Annotated in this window: 19 protein-coding genes and 2 pseudogenes; 9 read left to right on the plus strand and 12 right to left on the minus strand. The window is 51.7% G+C overall.

Going from position 1 to position 20,824, the window contains the following annotated elements; genetic code table 11:
* Positions 1-176: 176 nt before the first annotated feature.
* Positions 177-511: pseudogene (locus IC803_RS05140) on the plus strand (transposase); the annotation flags it as partial.
* Between the two features lie 299 nt (positions 512-810).
* Here IC803_RS05140 and IC803_RS18340 read toward each other — a convergent pair.
* Positions 811-936, minus strand: a complete 126-nt coding sequence (locus IC803_RS18340; RefSeq protein ID WP_255396846.1) for a hypothetical protein — start codon at positions 934-936, stop codon at positions 811-813.
* A 14-nt stretch (positions 937-950) separates the two neighbouring features.
* Positions 951-1,211, minus strand: a complete 261-nt coding sequence (locus IC803_RS05145; protein ID WP_190304269.1) for a hypothetical protein — start codon at positions 1,209-1,211, stop codon at positions 951-953.
* A gap of 857 nt (positions 1,212-2,068) precedes the next feature.
* On the opposite strand from IC803_RS05145, the gene IC803_RS05150 reads away from it, so the two are divergent.
* The 4 genes from IC803_RS05150 to gndA all read left to right on the plus strand — a co-directional run bounded on the left by IC803_RS05150 (position 2,069) and on the right by gndA (position 5,627).
* Positions 2,069-3,193, plus strand: a complete 1,125-nt coding sequence (locus IC803_RS05150; RefSeq protein ID WP_081209272.1) for a tripeptidase T — start codon at positions 2,069-2,071, stop codon at positions 3,191-3,193.
* A gap of 117 nt (positions 3,194-3,310) precedes the next feature.
* The gene (locus IC803_RS05155) at positions 3,311-3,784 is read left to right on the plus strand and encodes a chemotaxis protein CheW (RefSeq protein WP_081209270.1); all 474 of its coding nucleotides are present in this window, start codon (positions 3,311-3,313) and stop codon (positions 3,782-3,784) included.
* 80 nt (positions 3,785-3,864) lie between these two features.
* The gene (locus IC803_RS05160; RefSeq protein WP_081209268.1) at positions 3,865-4,062 is read left to right on the plus strand and encodes a hypothetical protein; all 198 of its coding nucleotides are present in this window, start codon (positions 3,865-3,867) and stop codon (positions 4,060-4,062) included.
* Between the two features lie 155 nt (positions 4,063-4,217).
* Positions 4,218-5,627, plus strand: coding sequence for an NADP-dependent phosphogluconate dehydrogenase (gene gndA / locus IC803_RS05165; protein ID WP_081209266.1), 1,410 nt, complete (start codon positions 4,218-4,220; stop codon positions 5,625-5,627).
* 137 nt (positions 5,628-5,764) lie between these two features.
* Here the strand turns inward: gndA and IC803_RS05170 are convergent, their stop codons facing one another.
* The 5 genes and pseudogenes from IC803_RS05170 to IC803_RS05190 form a co-directional block, all read right to left on the minus strand.
* Positions 5,765-6,094, minus strand: coding sequence for a hypothetical protein (locus tag IC803_RS05170; protein WP_081209264.1), 330 nt, complete (start codon positions 6,092-6,094; stop codon positions 5,765-5,767).
* Between the two features lie 294 nt (positions 6,095-6,388).
* Positions 6,389-7,921 (minus strand): bacitracin ABC transporter permease, encoded by a 1,533-nt coding sequence (locus IC803_RS05175; RefSeq protein WP_223812027.1) that lies wholly within the window; start codon positions 7,919-7,921, stop codon positions 6,389-6,391.
* Positions 7,921-8,289: pseudogene (locus tag IC803_RS05180) on the minus strand (ABC transporter ATP-binding protein); the annotation flags it as partial. The gene IC803_RS05175 and the pseudogene IC803_RS05180, both read right to left, overlap by 1 nt.
* A gap of 94 nt (positions 8,290-8,383) precedes the next feature.
* A complete protein-coding gene (locus IC803_RS05185) occupies positions 8,384-9,388 on the minus strand; it encodes a sensor histidine kinase (RefSeq protein ID WP_081209262.1) in 1,005 nt (334 codons plus the stop codon).
* Complete coding sequence (locus IC803_RS05190; protein WP_081209366.1) at positions 9,385-10,074, minus strand: response regulator transcription factor; 690 nt, start codon at positions 10,072-10,074, stop codon at positions 9,385-9,387. Before IC803_RS05190 ends, IC803_RS05185 begins: the two co-directional genes overlap by 4 nt.
* A 658-nt stretch (positions 10,075-10,732) precedes the next feature.
* Here IC803_RS05190 and IC803_RS05195 point away from each other — a divergent pair.
* Entirely contained in the window at positions 10,733-12,100 is a 1,368-nt protein-coding gene (locus tag IC803_RS05195; protein WP_081209260.1) for a glycoside hydrolase family 1 protein, read from the plus strand.
* A 14-nt stretch (positions 12,101-12,114) separates the two neighbouring features.
* Here the strand turns inward: IC803_RS05195 and IC803_RS18100 are convergent, their stop codons facing one another.
* From IC803_RS18100 to zwf, 3 genes are all read right to left on the minus strand, one after another.
* Positions 12,115-12,873, minus strand: coding sequence for an AbrB/MazE/SpoVT family DNA-binding domain-containing protein (locus IC803_RS18100; RefSeq protein ID WP_223812028.1), 759 nt, complete (start codon positions 12,871-12,873; stop codon positions 12,115-12,117).
* 236 nt (positions 12,874-13,109) lie between these two features.
* Positions 13,110-13,727, minus strand: coding sequence for a cyclase family protein (locus tag IC803_RS05210; protein ID WP_081209258.1), 618 nt, complete (start codon positions 13,725-13,727; stop codon positions 13,110-13,112).
* Positions 13,728-13,844: 117 nt separating this feature from the next.
* On the minus strand, positions 13,845-15,338 hold the full coding sequence (gene zwf / locus IC803_RS05215) for a glucose-6-phosphate dehydrogenase (RefSeq protein WP_081209256.1): 1,494 nt from the start codon (positions 15,336-15,338) through the stop codon (positions 13,845-13,847).
* A gap of 173 nt (positions 15,339-15,511) precedes the next feature.
* On the opposite strand from zwf, the gene rnz reads away from it, so the two are divergent.
* Positions 15,512-16,432, plus strand: coding sequence for a ribonuclease Z (rnz, locus tag IC803_RS05220; protein WP_081209254.1), 921 nt, complete (start codon positions 15,512-15,514; stop codon positions 16,430-16,432).
* On the opposite strand, the gene namA is transcribed toward rnz, so the two are convergent.
* Positions 16,429-17,451, minus strand: coding sequence for an NADPH dehydrogenase NamA (namA, locus tag IC803_RS05225; RefSeq protein ID WP_081209252.1), 1,023 nt, complete (start codon positions 17,449-17,451; stop codon positions 16,429-16,431). The two genes, rnz and namA, sit on opposite strands and share 4 nt — an antisense overlap.
* A 145-nt stretch (positions 17,452-17,596) precedes the next feature.
* Positions 17,597-18,436: a pyrroline-5-carboxylate reductase ProI gene (proI, locus tag IC803_RS05230; RefSeq protein ID WP_081209250.1), complete on the minus strand. Its 840-nt coding sequence runs from the start codon at positions 18,434-18,436 to the stop codon at positions 17,597-17,599.
* 502 nt (positions 18,437-18,938) lie between these two features.
* Here proI and IC803_RS05235 point away from each other — a divergent pair.
* A complete protein-coding gene (locus tag IC803_RS05235; protein WP_081209248.1) occupies positions 18,939-19,910 on the plus strand; it encodes an MBL fold metallo-hydrolase in 972 nt (323 codons plus the stop codon).
* Complete coding sequence (locus IC803_RS05240; RefSeq protein ID WP_081209246.1) at positions 19,901-20,689, plus strand: SDR family NAD(P)-dependent oxidoreductase; 789 nt, start codon at positions 19,901-19,903, stop codon at positions 20,687-20,689. The genes IC803_RS05235 and IC803_RS05240 overlap by 10 nt, the downstream gene beginning before the upstream one ends.
* The last annotated feature ends 135 nt before the right edge of the window (positions 20,690-20,824 follow it).

Raw genomic sequence — 20,824 nt, forward strand, 5'->3', positions numbered from 1 at the left:
CGCACCCTTCCGACGAAAATCGGGAGGGTTTTTCTGTTCCGATATCGAATGAATCCTTGACACACAAGAAAAGTGAAGGAGTTTTTCTCTCATGAATGTGCAAATCAAAGCGGTCTATCGCAATTCCGATTTTGAATATCATAAGTGCTCTAGTCAAAAAACTGGGCCCGCCCCACTTGAAAGATCCGTTTTTCACGGATGAGATTGATGTCAAAAAGCCAGAACGAGTGGCCGTATTGGGCTATTTGTTTCTCTTGGCTTGACGATTTACCGCGTTTTTCAGCGCCGGGTGCGCCCGTTCATCACACCGGAACACCCGTTAAAAGGGCCTGGGGGCCGCAAGCTGACCCGGCCAACAGGACAGGCGATTTTTCAGCTGTTTCCATTATGTGAACGTCGTCGTGTTCCAGCTGCCGGACGGGCGCATCCAACGCGCACTGGATCGCTCCCTAATCCGGGATCAGCGAAGGATTTGCAAGGATTGGGCATGGACGAGAGCATCTACGTCTAACATGATACGGAGCGACTAGCGATGGTAAAAAAAGGATTGCCATCGCTAATCGTGTTGGTCAAAACGTTATTCTGAAAAACTAAATAAAAAATCCTTTGTTTTGACCTTGTTAGGATGCGAAATGTGAGTTGTAAATAAACAAAATTAGGGGATTCTCCCTTTCCACACAACAGACTGAATATTCAGTCTGTTGTGTGAAGGAAATATCCCCCTCTATTCTAAACCCATTTCAAAGACACCCTATCTAATCTTACATTACACAAAAATCTTGACGGTACCTTACAATGTCTACAGTATAGTTATTTCTGTTTTAATACTCTAAATACAAGGATACCAACTAAAACGATAATGGCTACAGTTACCGAAACAATTGTTATAGGTAACCAGTCAGTTATAAAGGATGAATAAATTGTCGCTTCAGCCATAGATACCCCCGCCTTTAATAGAGATGTTTGAAAGAAACTCTAACTGTCGCTCCATTTGATTTTAGGTCTATAAGTTTTACAGAACTTACAATGGTATGGTAGGAATTAAAAATACCTGATCCACCTATTCCAATAGCTGCATATTTATAATCACCTTGTGCATTAATATCATAGCCCTCTTTATATGCTGTACTGTCTGTTATTTGAGCTGATCCATCAACAGTATTTGGGAACCAAGCAGATGTTCCTGCAACAGAAGCATATGTTGCAGTCAAACCTTTGTAGTAACTTTAAAACCAGTTTTTAGAACTAATTTTGTGTCAGGGTAAAGTACATGGTGAATGTAAACTGTTGCACTATAAAATGTACTAGTATTATAAAAATAAAAATAATCAGCAGCTAGCGGAACTACATCTAATGGTTCATCTTCAATATTTATACATTGTTCCACAATTACGTATCCGTTATCAGGTAACTCTATTTTCTTTGTAAAAGTTGTTTCCTCATTAGTATCTATTGTAACATGTAACACTTTCCGTAGCTTTATTTATTGCATTTATAATTTCTTCATTTAAGTCATTTACGTAACTTTCAAAAGTAACAAAAATATTATAAAAAAACATTTACTTTCCTTTGATGTGAATTCTGTTTGCATTTTCTTGTTGCCTCACTTCGCTATGAGCAAGATGGAGATAAGCAACGGTTGTTCCGCCTTCGTTTTTGCGTGTGACTGGTCGTATGTACATGTCTATATGATAAACGATATGGAGCTTTTTTAAAAAGGATAAATGGTCAAATCGTGTGCCTGTGGAATTCAGCGCTTTTTTCTAGGATCGGTATGGCGAAATTCTTGATATAACCACATTTTGGCCATTTTCATTTGCCTAAAATGCCCTCAGAACTGTGGAACTTAGGGGTGAAAGGCGTCCGGCAAGCAACGGGCGTCTTTTTCGTGGCAAATGATCGTTTAGATGAGGGCTGTCGCAGCAGGAGCTCTCTTGCTGAGACGGTGCATCTCAAGCACGTTTTGATACGTTGGCAGCGTTTTGATCGTTCCGGCGTCCGGTTTGGCTCTTGGCGGAACATTTCGGTATACTTGAGGTGGAATACATAAACAGGAGGCAGAAAGTTTATGGTCAATGAACAGCGTCTTGTCGACGAATTTTTGGAACTCGTGCAAATCGATTCGGAAACGAAACATGAAGGCGACATCGCGAAGGTGCTCAAACAAAAGTTTGAAGCGCTTGGCCTCGAGGTGATCGAAGACGATGCGGCCGCGAAAACAGGGCATGGAGCCGGCAACTTGATTTGCACGCTCGCGGCGACGAAAGACGGGGTCGACCCGATTTACTTCACATCGCATATGGATACGGTCGTGCCTGGCAAAGGAGTGAAGCCGTCGATTCAAGACGGCTATGTCGTCACCGATGGAACGACGATTTTAGGCGCCGATGACAAAGCCGGCTTGGCGGCGATGTTGGAAGCGATTCGGGTGTTGAAAGAGCAGCGCATCCCTCACGGCTTGATTCAATTTGTCATCACGGTCGGGGAAGAGTCGGGGCTCGTCGGAGCGAAGGCGCTCGATTCGTCGCTGCTCAAAGCGAAATACGGCTATGCGTTGGACAGCGACGGCAAAGTCGGCAACATCGTCGTCGCCGCGCCGACGCAGGCGAAGCTGAAAGTGGTTGTGCACGGCAAAACCGCCCATGCCGGTGTGGCTCCCGAGCGAGGGGTGTCGGCCATTACGATTGCGGCGAAAGCGATCGCGAAAATGCCGCTCGGCCGCATCGACGAGGAAACAACGGCCAACATCGGCCGCTTTGAAGGCGGCACGCAAACGAACATCGTCTGCGACCGCGTCGATATTTTAGCGGAAGCCCGCTCGCTCGTCCCAGAAAAAATGGAAGCCCAAGTGGCGAAAATGAAAGAGGCGTTTGAAACCGTCGCCGCGGAAATGGGCGGCCGCGCCGATGTCGAAGTGGAAGTGATGTACCCTGGCTTTAAGTTCAGCGACGGCGATCATGTCGTGGAGGTCGCCAAACGGGCGGCGGCGAAAATCGGCCGGCCGTGCGAGCTCGAGCAAAGCGGCGGCGGCAGCGATGCCAATATCATCGCCGGCTTCGGCATTCCGACCGTCAACCTCGCTGTCGGCTATGAAGAAATCCATACGACGAACGAGCGGATGCCGATTGAAGAGTTGGTCAAATTGACGGAAATGGTCGTCGCCATCGTCGAAGAAGTGGCCAGTGCCGAGTGAGCATCCCGGGGTCGGATGCTCTTTTTTCTTCGGACGCCGAAATCCGCTGAACATTCAGCTCGAATCGGCCGATAAAAAAAGCAGACACGATTTCAATTATAAGAGAGGTGGCGGGGAATGGACAAATATGTGGTCTTTCGCGTCGAGCGGGAACAGTATGCCGTTTCGATTGCCTATGTCGTCTCGATTGAAAAAATGACAGCGCCAACGGCAGTGCCCCATATGCCGGACTATATGGCCGGCGTCGTGCGCATCCGCGGTGAGCTCGTGCCGGTGTTGGATATGCGGCAGCTGCTGTACGGCCGGGCCATCGAAGAAACGGACCAGACGCGCCTTGTTGTGACGGCGGTGGACGGTTTGTCTGTCGCCTTTATCGTCGATGAGGCGAAGGAGATCGCCGATATCGGACAGGAAGCCATTCATCCACTCCAACTGATGTCCGCCGAGCGGACGCCGTATTTAGTTGGAATGGCAACGTTGCCTGACCGGTTGTTGACCGTGCTCGATCCGCGCGTGTTGTTCAACCATTTGGAGGAGGCGGAAGAGATTCGAGAGCAAGTGGCCGCTGTTCAACCCGATGAAGCGGTATAGGTGTTTGCCCACACCGTTTTGTTTTCCGCGCATATCCTAACCATGGAAGCAAGTTGACACACCAAAGAGGAGGGCTTTCCATGGTTCGACCGTTCGGCCCATATATGGGCGGCTTTTACCCGCCGTACGTCGGCGGCTATGGCTACCACCCGTACGGCTATCACCATCATCATCATTGGCATGGGGGATATGACGGCTACCACCACTTCCCGTATGGCATGCATTACGGCCATTATCCGTTTTCGCCGTACGGCTTCCCACATTACGGAGGCTATTGAGCACGGGGGCGTCAAGCCCCTTCTTTCGTATGAAAACGGTAGGAGGGAGGACGTTTACCGATCATTCATAAATCGGTTTAGAAAAACTTGCAGGCAGACAGTCAATTATGATATGTTGTTTGGTGAACAAACAAAAACAGAAAGGAACGTTGGCAATGGCGAAACAGCAAATCGGCGTCATCGGACTGGCGGTCATGGGGAAAAACTTGGCGCTGAACATTGAAAGCAAAGGCTATTCGGTGGCAGTGTACAACCGTTCACGCGAAAAAACGGATGAGTTTTTGCAAGAAGCGAAAGGAAAAAACGTTGTCGGTACATACAGCATTGAGGAGTTCGTCAATGCCTTGGAAACACCGCGGAAAATTTTGCTGATGGTGAAAGCGGGAGCGCCGACGGACGCGACGATCGAACAGCTGAAGCCGCATCTGGAAAAAGGCGATATTTTGATCGACGGCGGCAATACGTACTTTAAAGATACCCAGCGCCGCAACAAAGAACTCGCTGAACTCGGCATTCACTTTATCGGCACTGGCGTCTCCGGCGGTGAGGAAGGGGCGCTGAAAGGTCCATCGATCATGCCAGGAGGCCAAAAAGAAGCGCATGAACTCGTGCGTCCGATTTTCGAAGCGATCGCTGCCAAAGTCGACGGCGAGCCATGTACGACATATATCGGTCCAGACGGTGCCGGTCATTATGTGAAAATGGTGCATAACGGCATTGAATACGGCGACATGCAGCTGATCGCCGAAGCGTACTTCCTGCTCAAACATGTGCTCGGCATGGACGCCGCTGAGCTGCACGAAGTGTTCGCCGACTGGAACAAAGGCGAATTGAACAGCTATTTAATTGAAATCACCGCTGACATTTTCACGAAGATCGATGAAGAAACAGGAAAGCCGTTGGTTGACGTCATTTTGGACAAAGCCGGGCAAAAAGGGACAGGCAAATGGACGAGCCAAAACGCCCTCGATCTAGGCGTGCCGCTGCCGATCATCACCGAGTCGGTATTCGCCCGCTTCCTCTCGGCGATGAAAGACGAGCGCGTCAAAGCAAGCAAAGTGCTGGCAGGCCCGGCAGTGAAGCCGTTTGAAGGCGACCGCGCCCACTTCATCGAAGCGGTGCGCCGCGCGCTTTATATGAGCAAAATTTGCTCGTACGCCCAAGGGTTTGCGCAAATGAAGGCGGCGTCTGAGGAATACAACTGGAACTTGCGCTACGGCGACATCGCCATGATTTTCCGCGGCGGCTGCATCATCCGCGCGCAATTTTTGCAAAAAATTAAAGAGGCGTACGACCGCGATCCGGGGCTTCCGAACTTGCTCTTGGATCCGTATTTCAAAGACATCGTCGAACGCTACCAAGACGCGCTCCGCGAAATCGTCGCCACCGCGGCGATGCGCGGCATTCCGGTTCCAGGATTCGCCAGCGCCCTCGCGTACTATGACAGCTACCGCACCGCGGTGCTCCCGGCCAACTTAATCCAAGCGCAGCGCGACTACTTCGGCGCCCACACGTACGAACGCGTTGACAAGGAAGGCATTTTCCATACGGAATGGTTGAAATAAGCGAAAAACCCTTAGAGCCGCATAAGGTTCTAAGGGTTTTTGGCGCTTGATGAAACTTCTCTCCAACCGTTGACACTGCATGTAAGTTGCCCGACATCGTCGCCCGGCGGACCTTTCCGTTCACGCTGGGCATCTGATTACGTGCGTCGATAAATGGCATCGCCGACAATAATCGTGATTAAAGAGATCAGCATCGTCAAGTTGACCGCTTTGTAGTCTAAAAAGCGCAACACTTGTTCTTCAAACATGTAGATGAAAAAGAAAATGATCATCAGCACGGCGAGAAATAAGGCAAATCGTTTTTTCGATTCATGAAGGTGAGTTCTCCCTCTATCTCCCCTTAATATGCTTACAATGAATTTGTATTGGAAAATTTTTAAAAAACAAGAGCCTTTATTTCCATTTTTAAACCTGTAGATGAGCCAATTGGCTAACATACATTGACAATCAAACAAAAAAAGAGACATGAACCGGACTCCTCGGTTGGAATCGATGTACCACCAACTGCCGACAAGGAGGTCCATGCCTCATAGATCGATGAGCACATGATCAAGGAAGTGAGACAACCTGATCCTTTCCTCCCCGGCCCCCTAGGAGGACGGTGATTTAAGGAAACATGCCGCTTCCCAGCATTATTTCTCAAATAGAGAAGCCTTGCAGCATCGATACTGCTTTTCACACGTTCGCTCGTTGATCAAGGGAAACGGCGGTTTTTCACCAGTCTTCTAGGTGCTACATTCTGCAGGAGACCCGTTCTAAGCTCATAGCGCCTCGCGAATCAGCTGTTTGTCATAACGAACAGACAACACGCCAAACAGTGAATAGCAGACCGTGTAAATCGCCATCACCGTCAACATCGGCGTCCACAGTTCGGTGCCGAAAAAGAACCAGCCGGAACGGACAGCAAAATAGCTGTGAGACAATCCGAGCAGCAGCGGAGCGCCGAAGTAGAACAGCTGTTTCCGCCGAATGCCCCCGAGCAAGTCGCTTTCGGTGAAGCCGAGCTTGCGCAAAATGACGTAGTTCGGCCGTTCCTCTTCGCCGGCGCCCATTTGCTTGAAGTAAAGAATGCAACCGGAGGTGACTAAAAAGGCGAGCCCTAAAAAGGTAACGACAAACATGATCAATCCGAACGTTTGCTTTTGGTGGCGGCTCATCATAAGCCGCGAATCGGCGATGGAGGAAAACTCCATGCGTTGAAACAACTGATCAGCCCGTTCAATATTTGTTTCGTCAGTCAGATGAATGCCGATATGCACCTTTTTCTTTTGTGGATCGGTTTCTTTTTGCAAACGATCAAACATCGTTTGGTCGACGATGACGGTCGGCATGCCGTACGTGAAATGATAGTTGATGTAATAGTCTTTTTTCATCCCAAGGTAATGAAGCGGGACCATGCGGCCGTTTTCTTCTAAGCGAATCGTTCCCGTTTCTTTAAACGGCAAGAATTGACGGAGCATGTCCTGATATCCCGTCAGCAGTGCTTCCCCAGGCTTGACATCGATGCGGCCTGTACTTGTGTCGCTGATCACCGATAGTGGCGCGGCGGACGGCTGAAACTGGAGCCGGCTTTGGTCGTCGATGTCCAAAATCATCGAAATATCAGTCGGTGCTTCGATGACATCGATCATCGTTTCCCGATAGCGAATATCATGAGATTGCAGCGCCGCCGTAAAACGGGCGGCATCTTTTTTGTCCGTGAACGCGAAATCCGCGGCGACGTTGTTTTTGGCCGATTGCTCGGCTGAATAGTAGGAAATATAGCTTAGTGAGATCAACCCGATCGCGACAGCCGACACGGTCGTGATGATCGTAAGCAGCAACGCGTTTGATTTCATGCGAAACATGAGCGATGATACGGACAGCACGTCGCTGATCGACAAATAGCCGCCTTTTTGTTTCCGCCATAGGTGGAAGAGAAAGCTAGTCGTTCCTTTAAAAAACAAGTAGGTGCCGATGATGACCGCGCCTAAAATGAACGCCATGGCCATGAATAAGCCTTGAACGCTCTTCCAGTCGCTGCTAAACAATTTCGCTGATACACTGTAGCCGCTGCCGATGAGGATGATTCCCGCCAGCCCCACGACCATGTTCCAGACGGAGATGTGTTTTGCTTCGGTTGTAGATGTAGTAAGGAACAAAGATAGAATCGTCTGTTTTTTGAGAAACAAGCGGTTCATCCCCATCATGAAGACATCGATCACGCTGAACACAATCAACGTTTGCACCAATGCTCGACCGGAAAAGGAAAGAGATGCCGCTAGCGGAATATCGATGATTTTAAACAAAGTCATTTCTTTTCCGCTTCTCGCTTGGGCGTTTTCGTAATCGATAAAGGCAAAAGAACATTCTCCTTCACCGTCAGCGTGTCAAGCAAATGATACTCTTGAAAAATGAATCCGACATGGCGTTTGCGAAATTCCGCCAGCTCTCGGTCTTTCATGGCGACGATGTTCGTTCCTTCGACGAAAATGGCGCCTTCGCTCACGCGGTCGATCGAAGAAAGGACGTTGAGCAGTGTCGTCTTCCCTGATCCTGATGGGCCCATGATCGCGAGAAATTCCCCTTTTTCCACACGCAGATCGATGCCTTTGAGCACTTCTTGTTGGTTTTTCTTTGTTCCGTAAATTTTGCGGATGTTGGTTGCTTGCAATATCGTCATCTCCTGTTTCCCTCCTTCGTTTCTATCATAAAAAAAATGGTTCCTTTTCTCCTTTGTTTGGTCGAACAAAACAAGACAGCACGTGACAGTTTTGTCACATGCCGTGCATTCGGATCAGCTCATTTTCCTTGGGAAATACAATGGTAAAGACCGTCCCGCGCCCCGGTGAAGATTCGACGTGAAAGTCAAGCAGAAGTGGTTGGGCGGCTTTTTTCGCCAAATACAATCCCATCCCCGTCGCCGCTTTATTTTCGTGTTCGGTGGTCGAGGTGAAGCCTTTGTCAAAAATGCGCGGCAAGTCCTTCGGATCAATGCCGCGACTGAAATCTTGAATTTGCAAGTGGATATGGCCGTTCTCTAGAAAACTTTTCACGATAATGTCGCAAGACTCGCTATATTTCACCGCGTTCGTCATGATTTGCCGGATGATAAACGAAAGCCATTTGGCATCGCTGAGCACCGAGCGGACGTTCAATTGAAGATCAAAGCCGATGCCTTTTTGCATGCACCATGACTGCAGCGGTTTGATTTCATTGATGAGAAGCGGCTTGAGCTCGACGTGTTCAATATATAAATCGTTTTCCATGTGAGGGAGCCGCCGCTGATGGAGCTGCTGATCAAGCAGCAAATGAACGCGCAGCCATTCGTACAGGAGCGATGATTTGGTGTTTTCCTCCTCGACTCGTTCGATCATGAGCCGCATGGCCGTCAGCGGCGTTTTCATTTCGTGAATCCATGTCAGCAGTTCATCTCTCTCTTGTTCCAACGCTGTTCGGCATACGGCCAGTTCCTGTTTCCATTGGTCCATTTGGCTGGCCATGGCGCGCTCAACGATGCGTTCGAACGGACTTGCCGCCTGCAGGCTGGAAGCGGGGTCCAAGGCAAGATGGCACGTTTGCCGCCGTTGATAAAATGCCGTTTCTTTTTTCCAACGGATGATGGCAAAGACGGCAAAGAGGATGGATGTTAAAAAGACGATATAAAGAGCGGAGGAAAAGGGAATCGTCGGATCAAGATAAGCGACAAACAGAATGAACAGCTCCAGGAACACAAAGAAGACAAGCCAGCTTTTTCGTTCCATCAAGTAGTCTTTGATCATGAGTCGATCCCCTCTTCCTTTGCCATATAGCCTTGTCCGACTTTCGTTTCGATGAAACGGCCCAAGTCCAGTTCGTCAAGCTTTTTCCGCAGCCGGTTGACATTGACAGTCAGCGTGTTGTCGCTGATAAACCGTTCGTCTTCCCACAGCTGCTCGATCAGTTCTGTCCGCGTCACAATCGTGTTTTTCTTGTTCAACAGATGTTTTAAAATCAACAGTTCGTTTTTCGTCAACGCCACCGTTCCTTGTTCATTGGTGACCGTGCTCTTGGCATAGTCGATGGTGGCGCCGCACCACGTTTGCAGGTGGATGGGGCCTGTATTGTAATCGGACACGCGGCGGAGCAGCGCCTGAATTTTCGCGATCAGCACGTCAAAATGAAACGGCTTTTGGATGTAATCATCCGCGCCAAGCTGCATGGACATGACCATGTCGGTCGGATGGTCGCGCGACGATAAAAACAAGATCGGGACGTTCGAATGCGCGCGGATTTGGCGGCACCAGTGAAATCCATCAAATTTCGGCAGCTGGATGTCAATGATGACAAGGTGTGGCTGGCAGTGCGAAAATTCCTCCATCACCCGGCTGAAATCACGGATGCCGCAAACGTTGTATGACCATTGTTCGAGACGTTGTTTGATTTCTTGAAACAACGTGGCGTCGTCTTCAATGAGCAAAATGTTCAACGTCATGTCCCCCTATCCTTTTCCACTGGATATGGCGTGTTGTTCCGTTTTCCATTATACCTGTTTTGTGGGGAGTTTAGGGAGAAGGGGGACGATGAGATGGAAGCGATCGTGCGGAAATCAAAATTGAAAGTATATAAAACTAAAAGAATGCCAATGTAGTTGGAGGAATTATGGAAATTCCTCCATCGGAAGATTTGCGGAATAAGGAATCACTTTTTGAGTTGGATTTGGATTTTCCGACGAGGTCAGAGATTATATACACCAAAAACGTCAACATCGCAAGCCTTTCTTAAATATAAATAAAGCAAAGTAGAAAAATAAAAAACGGTGTCTTCTTGGGATGATTTTACTTTAAATGAAGTGGCAATAAAGAATTTACTTTCGATTTCTCGTTTCTCTGTCTTTACAACCATTCTCTAACACGTGGCTGAGAAGTGTAAAACACCATTTCAAATCGTCATAGCGGCATTCATTTTGCCGTACAGGTAAAGGGATGTCCTAAAGGGGAGCATCCCTATTTGATCACCTGCCGTATTTTGAACGGTCTTGCCTCTTTTCCCACCTTGTTCTGGAAAAGGCAGCTATGTCATAATGAAAATGGCGCCTGAACATAACGCGCTCTATTATTGTTTGTTCGCACGTGGAGGGATTTGTCGTGCCATCACAGCGCAAATCGATCATCCCCGACGGCTTTTTATGGGGCGGGGCAGTGACGTCGTTCCAAACGGAAGGGGCGTGGAATGAAGATGGAAAAGGGCTATCGATCGTCGATGCGCGCCCGATTCCGGAAGGGCATTCCGATTGGAAAGTGGCGGTCGACTTTTATCATCGCTATAAAGAAGATATCGCCTTGTTTAAAGAGCTTGGCTTCACCGCCTACCGGACGAGCATCGCTTGGACGCGCATTTTTCCGGATGGGGAAGGGGAGCCGAATGAAGCAGGCTTGGCGTTTTATGACGCCTTGTTTGACGAGCTGAAAGCGAACGGCATCGAACCGGTCATTACGCTGTACCATTTCGACTTGCCGCTGGCGTTGGCGAAAAAGTACAACGGCTTCGCTTCGAGGAAAGTTGTCGACTTGTTTGAGCGGTACGCGCGCACGGTATTTGAGCGCTACCGAGGGAAAGTGACCTATTGGCTGACGTTCAACGAACAAAACTTGGTGCTCGAACAACCGCATTTATGGGGGGCGATCTGCCCGGATGATGAAGATCCAGAAGCGTTTGCCCACCGCGTCTGTCATCATGTCTTTCTCGCCCACGCCAAGGCGGTGAAGGCGCTGCGCGAGATCGCTCCGGAGGCGAAGATCGGCGGGATGGCGACGTATTTGACGACATATCCGGCGACATGTCGCCCGGAAGACGTTTTGGCGAACGTGCAGGCGAAAGAGCTGTTCATTGATTTCTTTTTTGATGTGTTCGCCCGCGGCGCCTATCCAGGCTATGTGGCGAAGCGGCTGGAGAAAAAGGGGATCCGCTTGCCGCTTGAGGCAGGCGATGGGGAATTGCTGCGCACGCAGACGGTCGACTTTTTGTCATTCAGCTATTATCAAAGCCAAATCGTCCGCCATCAGGAACAGGATGAGCGGATCATCAAAGGGCTTGAGCCGAATCCCCACTTGCCGAAGACGAAATGGGGCTGGGCGATCGATCCGATCGGCTTGCGGATTGCCTTAAAAGACGTGTACGCCCGCTATCAGATGCCGATTTTCATTACCGAAAACGGCATCGGGCTTGAGGAGGAGCTAAACGAGAACGGCACGGTCGACGATGACGAGCGGATCGACTATATGCGCCGCCATATCGAACAAATGAGGCTGGCGATCGAAGAAGGGATCGAGGTGATCGGCTATTTGATGTGGGGAGCGACCGACTTGTTAAGCTCGCAAGGGGAGATGCGCAAGCGCTACGGCGTCATTTTCGTCAACCGCGATGACCGCGATTTGCGTGATTTGAAGCGTTATAAGAAAAAAAGCTTCTACTGGTTCCAGCGCGTCATTCGGACGAATGGGGAGGAGCTGTAACAAAGGAACGAGTTTCAGAAAAGGGCGGGGAGCTGTCCGCCCTTTTCCCAGTCTTTAGGACGGCCGTGGCGAATGTTCAACCGTTTAAAATGTTTGTCCCAAGTCACGACACCTTCTGGGGGATTCGCTTTTGCATGAGCGGCGATATACGCGTCGATGAAATCCACCTTTTTCTCGCCATAATCTCGAAGCGCCTGTTGCACAACATCTTTTTCCTCTGTTTCGATCCCGATTCCGTTGGTAAACTTGAATAAGGCCGCGGCAATGTCGGACAGCGATGTTTGATAGACGGTGGCCAGCACCCAGCAACATTCTGCGGCGACGGGCGGATTAAGGTGCAAAATCAATTCTCCTGCTTCTACTTTCTGCAACAAGTCCCCAATTTCTTCTGCAAGCTCTTGAGGATGGCCGGTCATGATTCGAATCACGACATTTGTGTCAATCGACAGCTTGCGAGCCACTTCGTTTTCCTCCCCGTCTTTCAATTCTTTTGCTCCCATTGTGCGATATGCTTCATCTCGGATTTCTTCAACAGGGCGGAACGGCTGCTTGGTTTTGAGAATGCCGATTAATTGTGACAAGCGATATTTCTTCGTGACTTCCACTTTGATTTCCCCATTTTCATTGACAATAAACGTAAGATCGTCCCCTTCCGCAAGACCTAACGTTTTCCGAATTTCAGCAGGAATGACCACTTGCCCTCGGCTGGACAGTTTGCTTGTCGCTTTCATGACGATTGGCGATGGTTGATCGGAAATATTGGCTTTCTCCATTGGTGCGTTTCGCTCCTTTCTAAATGCTTTTATACTTACGCTCATTGATATGTCTTATTTTTTATGTTTGATCAATTGTTGAAAATGATATTATTTTTGATGTAGTAAGAAGTTGGGTGGGGGACAACAACCATGATGAGAATGGACGTGGAACGCTCGCCTGCGCTCATGCGAGGAAAAGGGGCTTCTCGGGTGGAAATGATCAAAAAGCCAGTCCCATCAAGGGACCGGCTTTTTTACGGCTCGCGGTCAAACAGCAAGACGCGCGCCGGGGCGGCATCCGTGCCGACGAGTTTGAGCGGGGCGGCGACCATGAAATACTTGCCTTCGGGGACGTCTTTCAGCCGCAGCCCTTCGATGACGATGACGCCGGCCGAAAAGAGCGTTTTATGGGTCGGGTGGCCTTCTTGCGCCCGCTCGATGCCAAGCGCGTCAATGCCGACGCCGCGGATTGGTTTGTCGGCCAAATAGCGGGCCGCGTCTTCGGCGACGAAAATAAACTCAAAGTTAAACGCATCATCAAAGGAGTTTTTCGTTTTAAACAGAACGAAGTCGCCTTCCTGAATGTCCAGATGGGCGATGTCGTCTTTCGTGATTCGGTCGTTGACATGCGTCAAATCAAACAGTTTGCACGGGCCGACGAGGCGGTCAAGCGGAATCGTTTCAAATGTGGCGCCGCCTTCGACCATATGGAGAGGGGCGTCAATGTGCGTGCCGGTGTGCACGTCCATGTCAATGCGCGATTCGGTCACATAGCCGCTCGTCACCGTCGTGCGCTTCGGCTGTTTTTCCGGTTTGTTTTTGTAAACCGGCATGCCTTCATAGATTGGGGCGGTGACATCGTACATGTTCATTGTTTTTTCGCTCCTTTTCGTTCAAGAATAGAGGGGGGCGGTTCGGCCCCGCAAGTAATTGGCTATCATTGTCAGGCAGTGGAAAAAGGGAATCGATGGTTGGCGTCGATTCGCTCATTACGGTCTCGGATGCTCAATCGGCCACCAATGGAAGCCGTCTTTTTGCAATAGTTCATCAGCCGCTTTCGGGCCCATCGAGCCGGCTTCGTAGTTCGGGAAGTCGGCGGCTTTTGTGTTCGCCCAAACGTCGGAAATCACATCGACAAACTGCCATGACGCCGCCACTTCATCCCAGTGGGTGAAGTTCGTCGCATCGCCGCGCATGCAGTCGTACAGCAGCTTTTCGTACGCTTCCGGCGTGTTGATGCCGTCGATGCAGTTGTTGCAGTAATCGAGCTTAAACGGGGCCGTCGTTGTCGCCGATTCCCCGGTTTTTTTGCCGTTTAAATGAAGGGTGATGCCTTCATCCGGCTGGATGTGGATGACGAGCAAGTTCGGGGCGATCGTTTCGTTCGTCCGGTAGTATAAATTCATCGGTACATCTTTAAACTGGACGACGATTTTTGTCGATTTTTCCGCCATTCGTTTGCCGGTGCGGATGTAAAACGGCACGCCGGCCCAGCGGAAGTTGTCGATCATCAGTTTTCCGGCGACGAACGTTTCCGTGTTCGAATTCGGATCGACGTTCGGCTCTTCGCGGTACGCCGGCACATCTTTCCCGCGGATCACCCCGCTCCCGTATTGGCCGCGCACGAAGTATTGATCGACTTCGTCGTGCGCAATCGGACGCAGCGCGCGCAATACTTTCACTTTTTCATGACGGATGTCATCGGTCGTAAGCCGAATCGGCGGCTCCATGGCCAACAAGGCGACCATTTGCAGCATATGGTTTTGCACCATGTCGCGCAGCGCCCCGGAATGGTCGTAATAGCGGCCGCGGTCCTCAACACCGAGCGTTTCACTCGAGGTAATTTGAATGTTCGAAATAAAGCGGTTGTTCCAAAGCGGCTCGAAAATGGCGTTCGAGAAGCGGATCACTTCGATGTTTTGCACCATTTCTTTGCCAAGGTAATGGTCGATCCGGTAAATTTCCCGCTCGGAAAAGACGCGGCGGATTTCTTCATTCAGCTTTTGGGCGCTTGCTAAGTCGTGCCCGAACGGCTTTTCAATGACGAGCCGTTTAAAGCCGCGCGTATCGGTCAGCCGCTCTGACTGCAGGCGCGATGTCACCGTGCCGAAAAATTCCGGCGCCATCGCCAAATAAAAGATGCGGTTGCCCTCTGTTTGATACGTCTCATCGAGCTGTTCAAGCAGCGCTTTTAACCGTTGGTAAGATTCGGCTTCCGTCACATCAAACGGGTGATAATAAAAATGGGAGGCGAACTTGCCGTCTGTCAGCTCTTGGTTGAGCGCCGTTTCGACGGAGTCGCGCACGTAATGGCGGAACTCATCGGCCGATAACGGGCGGCGCGCGACGCCGACGACGGCAAACCGCTCGTTCAAATGCCCTTTTTCATACAGGCGGTAAAGGGACGGAAACAGCTTCCGTTTTGCCAAATCTCCCGTCGCCCCAAAAATGACGATGATCGATTTCGGGTTCATGTTGTCCACCGTATGTACCTCGCTTTAGCCAAATTTGTCTCTTCAACTAAATCATTGTAGAGATTTGCCGGCCGGAACGCAAACATTTTACCGCTTTTTGGCGCAAAAGAAAGTTGAAAAGCACTCGGCAACATTGTACGCTAACAACAGGCAATGATGACCGAGACAAGGAGTGAATGAGCTTGGAATTGCTGTTTTTAGGCACCGGCGCCGGCGTGCCGGCAAAAGAGCGCAACGTGTCGTCCGTCGCTTTGCAGCTGCTCGAAGAACGGGGGGCGACATGGCTGTTTGACTGCGGCGAAGCGACGCAGCACCAAATTTTGCATACGGCCATTCGCCCGCGCCGCATCGAGCATATTTTCATTACCCATTTGCATGGCGATCATTTATTCGGATTGCCCGGCCTGCTTGGCAGCCGCTCGTTTCAAAGCGGCGAGACGCCGCTGACCGTCTTCGGCCCAAAAGGCGTCCGCCTATTTGTTGAAACGGCGCTTACCGTCAGCGGGACAAGGCTTCGATATGAACTGAACATCGTTGAGATCGACGAAGGCGTCATTTTTGATGATGAGCGGTTTTCCGTCATCGCGAAGCGGCTTGACCACGGCATGCCGTCATACGGCTTCCGCGTCGTGGAAAAAGATTTGCCCGGCCCGCTGTTAGTCGACCGTCTGAAAGCGCTCGGCGTCCGCCCCGGCCCGATTTACCAACAAATTAAGCAAGGGAAAACGGTCGTGCTCGCGGATGGCACCGTGCTTGACGGACGCGAGTTTGTCGGCCCGCCGCAAAAAGGGCGGATCGTCGCCGTTTTAGGTGACACCCGTTTTTGCGAAGCGGCGATTGAGCTGGCGCGTGAGGCCGATGTCGTCATCCATGAGGCGACGTTCGCCGCGGCAGAGCAGCGGCTTGCCCGCGATTATTTCCATTCGACAACAACCGACGCGGCTGAAGTGGCGAAACGAGCCGGGGCGAAGCGGCTCATTTTAACCCACATCAGCTCGCGCTATCAGGGTGAAGCGGCGCTCAAATTATTGGACGAGGCGCGCCGCGTGTTTCCGAACACCGAGCTTGCCGCCGATTTCGCTTCGTTTTCGATTCCGCGTTAAAACCGCCAGCCGCGCTCGTATTGCCTCGGCGCTTCGATTTTTACGCCAAGCTCTTTCGCAGCAGCGTACGGCCAATACGGGTTGCGCAGCAGCTCCCGCGCCAAAAAGACAAGATCGGCGCGGCCGTTATGCAGCACTTCTTCGGCTTGCCAGCCGGAGGTGATCAAGCCGACAGCGCCGGTTGGGATGTCCGCTTCGCGACGGATGAGTTCGGCAAACGGCACTTGGTAGCCAGGGTAGGCGTCAATGTGCGCCGGCACAACGGCGCCCGAGCTGACATCGACAAGGTCAACTCCTTGTTCTTTCATCCGTTTGGCGTACGGGACATAGTCTTTCGCTGTCAACCCGTTCGGATGGTAGTCGGACGCCGAAATGCGGACGAACAGCGGGCCGTGCCACACTTCGCGAACCGCGCTGATCACCTCGCCCAAAAAGCGGTACCGATTTTCCGGCGAGCCGCCGTATTCATCTTGACGTTGGTTGGAGAGCGGCGATAAAAATTCGTTAATGAGGTAGCCGTGGGCGGCGTGGATTTCGATGACGTCAAAGCCGGCTTGTTTCGCCCGCCGCGCGCCGTCTTGGAACGCCTGCACCGTCTCTTCGATGTCAGCTTTCGTCATTTCTTTCGGCGTCGGCGACGATTCATTGAACGGAATGGCGGACGGGGCGATGATTTCTCCCGGCACTTGCGACTTTCTCCCCGCGTGGGCCAGCTGGATGCCGATGGCAGCTCCATGTTCTTTCACGAGTCCAACGAGTTCGCGAAGTCCATCGATATGATCATCGCTCCAAATGCCCAAGTCTTGTTCGGAAATGCGGCCTTGCGGCGTGACGCCGGTCGCTTCAACGATAATCAAGCCGACTTGGCCGACGGCGCGCGTCGGGTAGTGGATTTTATGCCACGTGCGCACCGTTCCGTCTTTCGTGTCGCACGAGTACATGCACATCGGCGACATAACGATCCGGTTTTTCAGCGTCAGCCCGCGGATGGTATACGGCGAAAACAATACCGTGTTCATGGCAAACAGCTCCTTTCCATGCCAATGAATGGTTCATGACTGAATGATAGCATGCTGTCTGCCAAAAACAAAATGAAACGGATTGCCGCCTTGCGCAGCCTGGTGCAAACGGCCGCGGCGTTTGGCGGTGCGCTTTTGCAGCCGATTACGATTCGGCGATCGCAGCGAGCAGGGCGCTGCCGAGCTCTTCAGAGCGGACGGTCGCCCGGCGGATGCAGGCGGCGATGGCCTCTTGAAACCGGTATTGCTCAAGCACGCTGATGCCGGCTTCGGTCGTGCCGCCCGGGCTTGTGACTTCGCGGCGCAGGACGGACGGATGCTTGTCGGACGCTTTTAACATTTCCGCCGCGCCGATGATCGTCTGCAAAATGAGCGTTTTCGCTACATCGCGCTCAAGGCCGATGTCGGCCGCCGCCTTTTCCATCGCCTCGACCAAGTAATAGACGTACGCCGGGCCGCTTCCCGACAAGCCGGTGACCGCATGCAAATCGCGCTCTGGCACGACGGTGACGATCCCGACCGTTTCAAACAGCTGCTTCGCCGTTTCAAGATGCTGCTTCGAAGCGAAACGTCCGCCGGCGATCGCTGTCGCCGATAAGCCGACGGCTGCGGATGTGTTTGGCATGGCGCGCACAACGGCGATATCGCGTCCGGCGAGCCGTTCGATCGTCTCGGTTGTGACGCCGGCAAGCAACGACAACATGAGCTGGTTCGGGCGAATGGCGGGTGCAATAGTCGCCATCGCTTCGGCGACATCTTTCGGTTTCATGGCCAAAATAATGATGTCCGCCTGTTCGACAGCATGGCGTGCGTCTTGAGCGGCGCGGATGCCGTACGTGCGTTCAAGTTCCTCGAGCCGGGCGCGGTTTTGGCGGTTTGTCACAACGATTTGCGCCGGATGGCAAAACGTTTTCGTCATGCCGGCGATGAGCGCTTCCGCCATCGAGCCGGCGCCGATGAAGGCAATGGATCGTGCTGTTGTCATCGCATTCACTCCTTTTTTCTTGTTATGGGGCAAAAGAAAAAGGTTTCCCGTCCTGCAAAAGGACGGAAAACCTTCGTTTCCGCGGTACCACCTTTTTTGGCTCGTTTGGCCTCAGCCGAACGAACCCGACTCTGCCCCGATAACGCCGGGGAGGCGTTTAGGTTGGCCTAACAGCTCCTAGGGTAGGTTCAACCGCAAAGAGGGCAGCGAAGCCTTCCAGCCGCGGGCTTCGCTCTCTGGCTGCCGTTTCCGGTTTACTGGCCCTGTTCATCGCCGTTTTTGCCGTATCGTGATTTTATTTGTCATTATGCCGCGGGACAAGTGTGATTGTCAAGAGAGGAGAACGAATTTTTTTGCAATTTCAAGCGCGCGGAAGAAAAAGGCATGACAAATGGATGAAATCGTTGTAAACTGTAAAATACAATATAATGAATAACCATTCATTTTGATCCAACGGTTTGAACGGGATGGTTGATGAACTTAAGGGAAAGAAGGGAATGGGATGAACAAGGAACGAGTGCATCGGATCACGGTGCCGACGCCGTTTCCGGTCGGGGATGTGCATATGTATGTGATCGCCGGCGATCGGCTGACGTTGGTCGATGCCGGGGTGAAAACAGAGGAAGCGTGGCAACGGTTGATACAAGGTCTTGGCAGGATCGGTTATCGGCCGGAAGATATCGAACAAATCGTCATTACTCATCATCATCCGGATCACGTCGGTTTGCTTGATTATTTTCCGCATGCGCCGATCATCGGCCATCCGAAAGCTGATCCGTTTTTGCGCCGCGACCGCTCGTTTGTGGACTGGTACGTTCGATTTTTTGAGGAATTTTTTTTCGAATGTGGCGTCGACCGCCGCTTGTTCAGTCAGTTGTCTAAAGAAGGGAGATCGCTTCGTTATGCGAGCCGGCGGGCGGTTGATATCGCCGTCACGGAAGGGGATGCGGTGCCGGGATTGCCGCGCTGGCGCGTCATCGAAACGCCGGGGCACGCGCAAAGCCATATTGCGCTTTACCGCGAGGATGACGGGCTGTTGATCGGCGGCGACCATTTGCTTTTGCACATTTCCCCGAACCCGATGATGGAGCCGCCGGCGGAAGGGGAAACCGAGCGTCCCAAACCGCTGTTGCAATATAACGAATCGCTCGAAAAAATGTTGCAGTATGACATCGCCCGCTCGTTAAACGGCCACGGCGACGATACGACTGACATTCCTGCTCTGGTCCGCGAGCGGCTTGCCAAGCAGCGCCAGCGCGCCGAGCGGGTGCTCGACATGGTGAAAGAACACCCGCATACGGTATTTGCCGTGTGCCAAAAGCTGTTTCCGACCGCGTACGAACACCAGCTGATGCTGACGATGTCCGAGACGATCGGCCAACTGGACTATTTGGAAGCGAATGGGTATGTGAGGAAAAAGCAGGAAGACGGTTATTACATTTATGAAGCGGCGGGGGTGTCGGTGTGCAGTTAAAGGGGCGCCGTGTCGCCATTACCGGGGCATCCGGCGGCATCGGCGAGCAGATCGCTTACGAAGCGGCGCGGCAAGGGGCAGTGCCGGTGCTGTTGGCACGGAATGTTGAGCGGCTTCAGGAAATAAGCGCCCGCATCCAAGCGCAATATAACGTGCCCGCTCCGTATATGGCGCTTGATGTGGGCGACCGCGAGATGGTCGAGGCGGTATTTTCCCGGCTCCTTAAGGAGCTTGATGGCATCGACGTGCTTGTCAATAACGCCGGCTTTGGCGTTTTCCGCTACGTCGAAGACATTGATTTGGACGAGATGGAAGCGATGTTTGCCGTCAACGTCTTCGGCTTGATTGCTTGCACGAAGGCGGTGTATTCCCATATGAAAGAACGGGGGAGCGGCCACATTATCAACATCGCCTCGCAAGCCGGCAAAATCGCGACCCCAAAGTCTAGCGTTTACTCGGCGACAAAACATGCGGTCATCGGATTTACCGACAGTTTGCGCCTCGAGGCGAGCCGGTTTGGCGTGTTTGTCACCGCCGTCAACCCCGGTCCGGTCGAAACTCCATTTTTTGATCGGGCGGATGAGGCGGGCGACTATGTACGCAACGTATCGCGCTGGATGCTTCCGTCGGAGGCGGTGGCCAAGCGCGTCGTAGCGGTGATGATGACCCCAGCGCGCGAAGTGAACATGCCGGGCTGGATGGATATGGGCAGCCGGCTGTACCGGCTCGCCCCGGGGCTTGTGGAAAAAGTGGCGAAACGAGCGTTTTTCCAAAAGTAAAGGAGTTGACTTAAAAAGGGCATTGTATTCGAGCGAGGAACAAGAGACAGTATTGATGAACGAAGGGAATGTGTATATGTAATGGCAAAGAGGGCGTCTCACTGCTTTTTGAGACACCCTCTTTCATTTTCCGTT

It is taken from the genome of Geobacillus sp. 46C-IIa (assembly GCF_014679505.1).
GTDB lineage: Bacteria > Bacillota > Bacilli > Bacillales > Anoxybacillaceae > Geobacillus.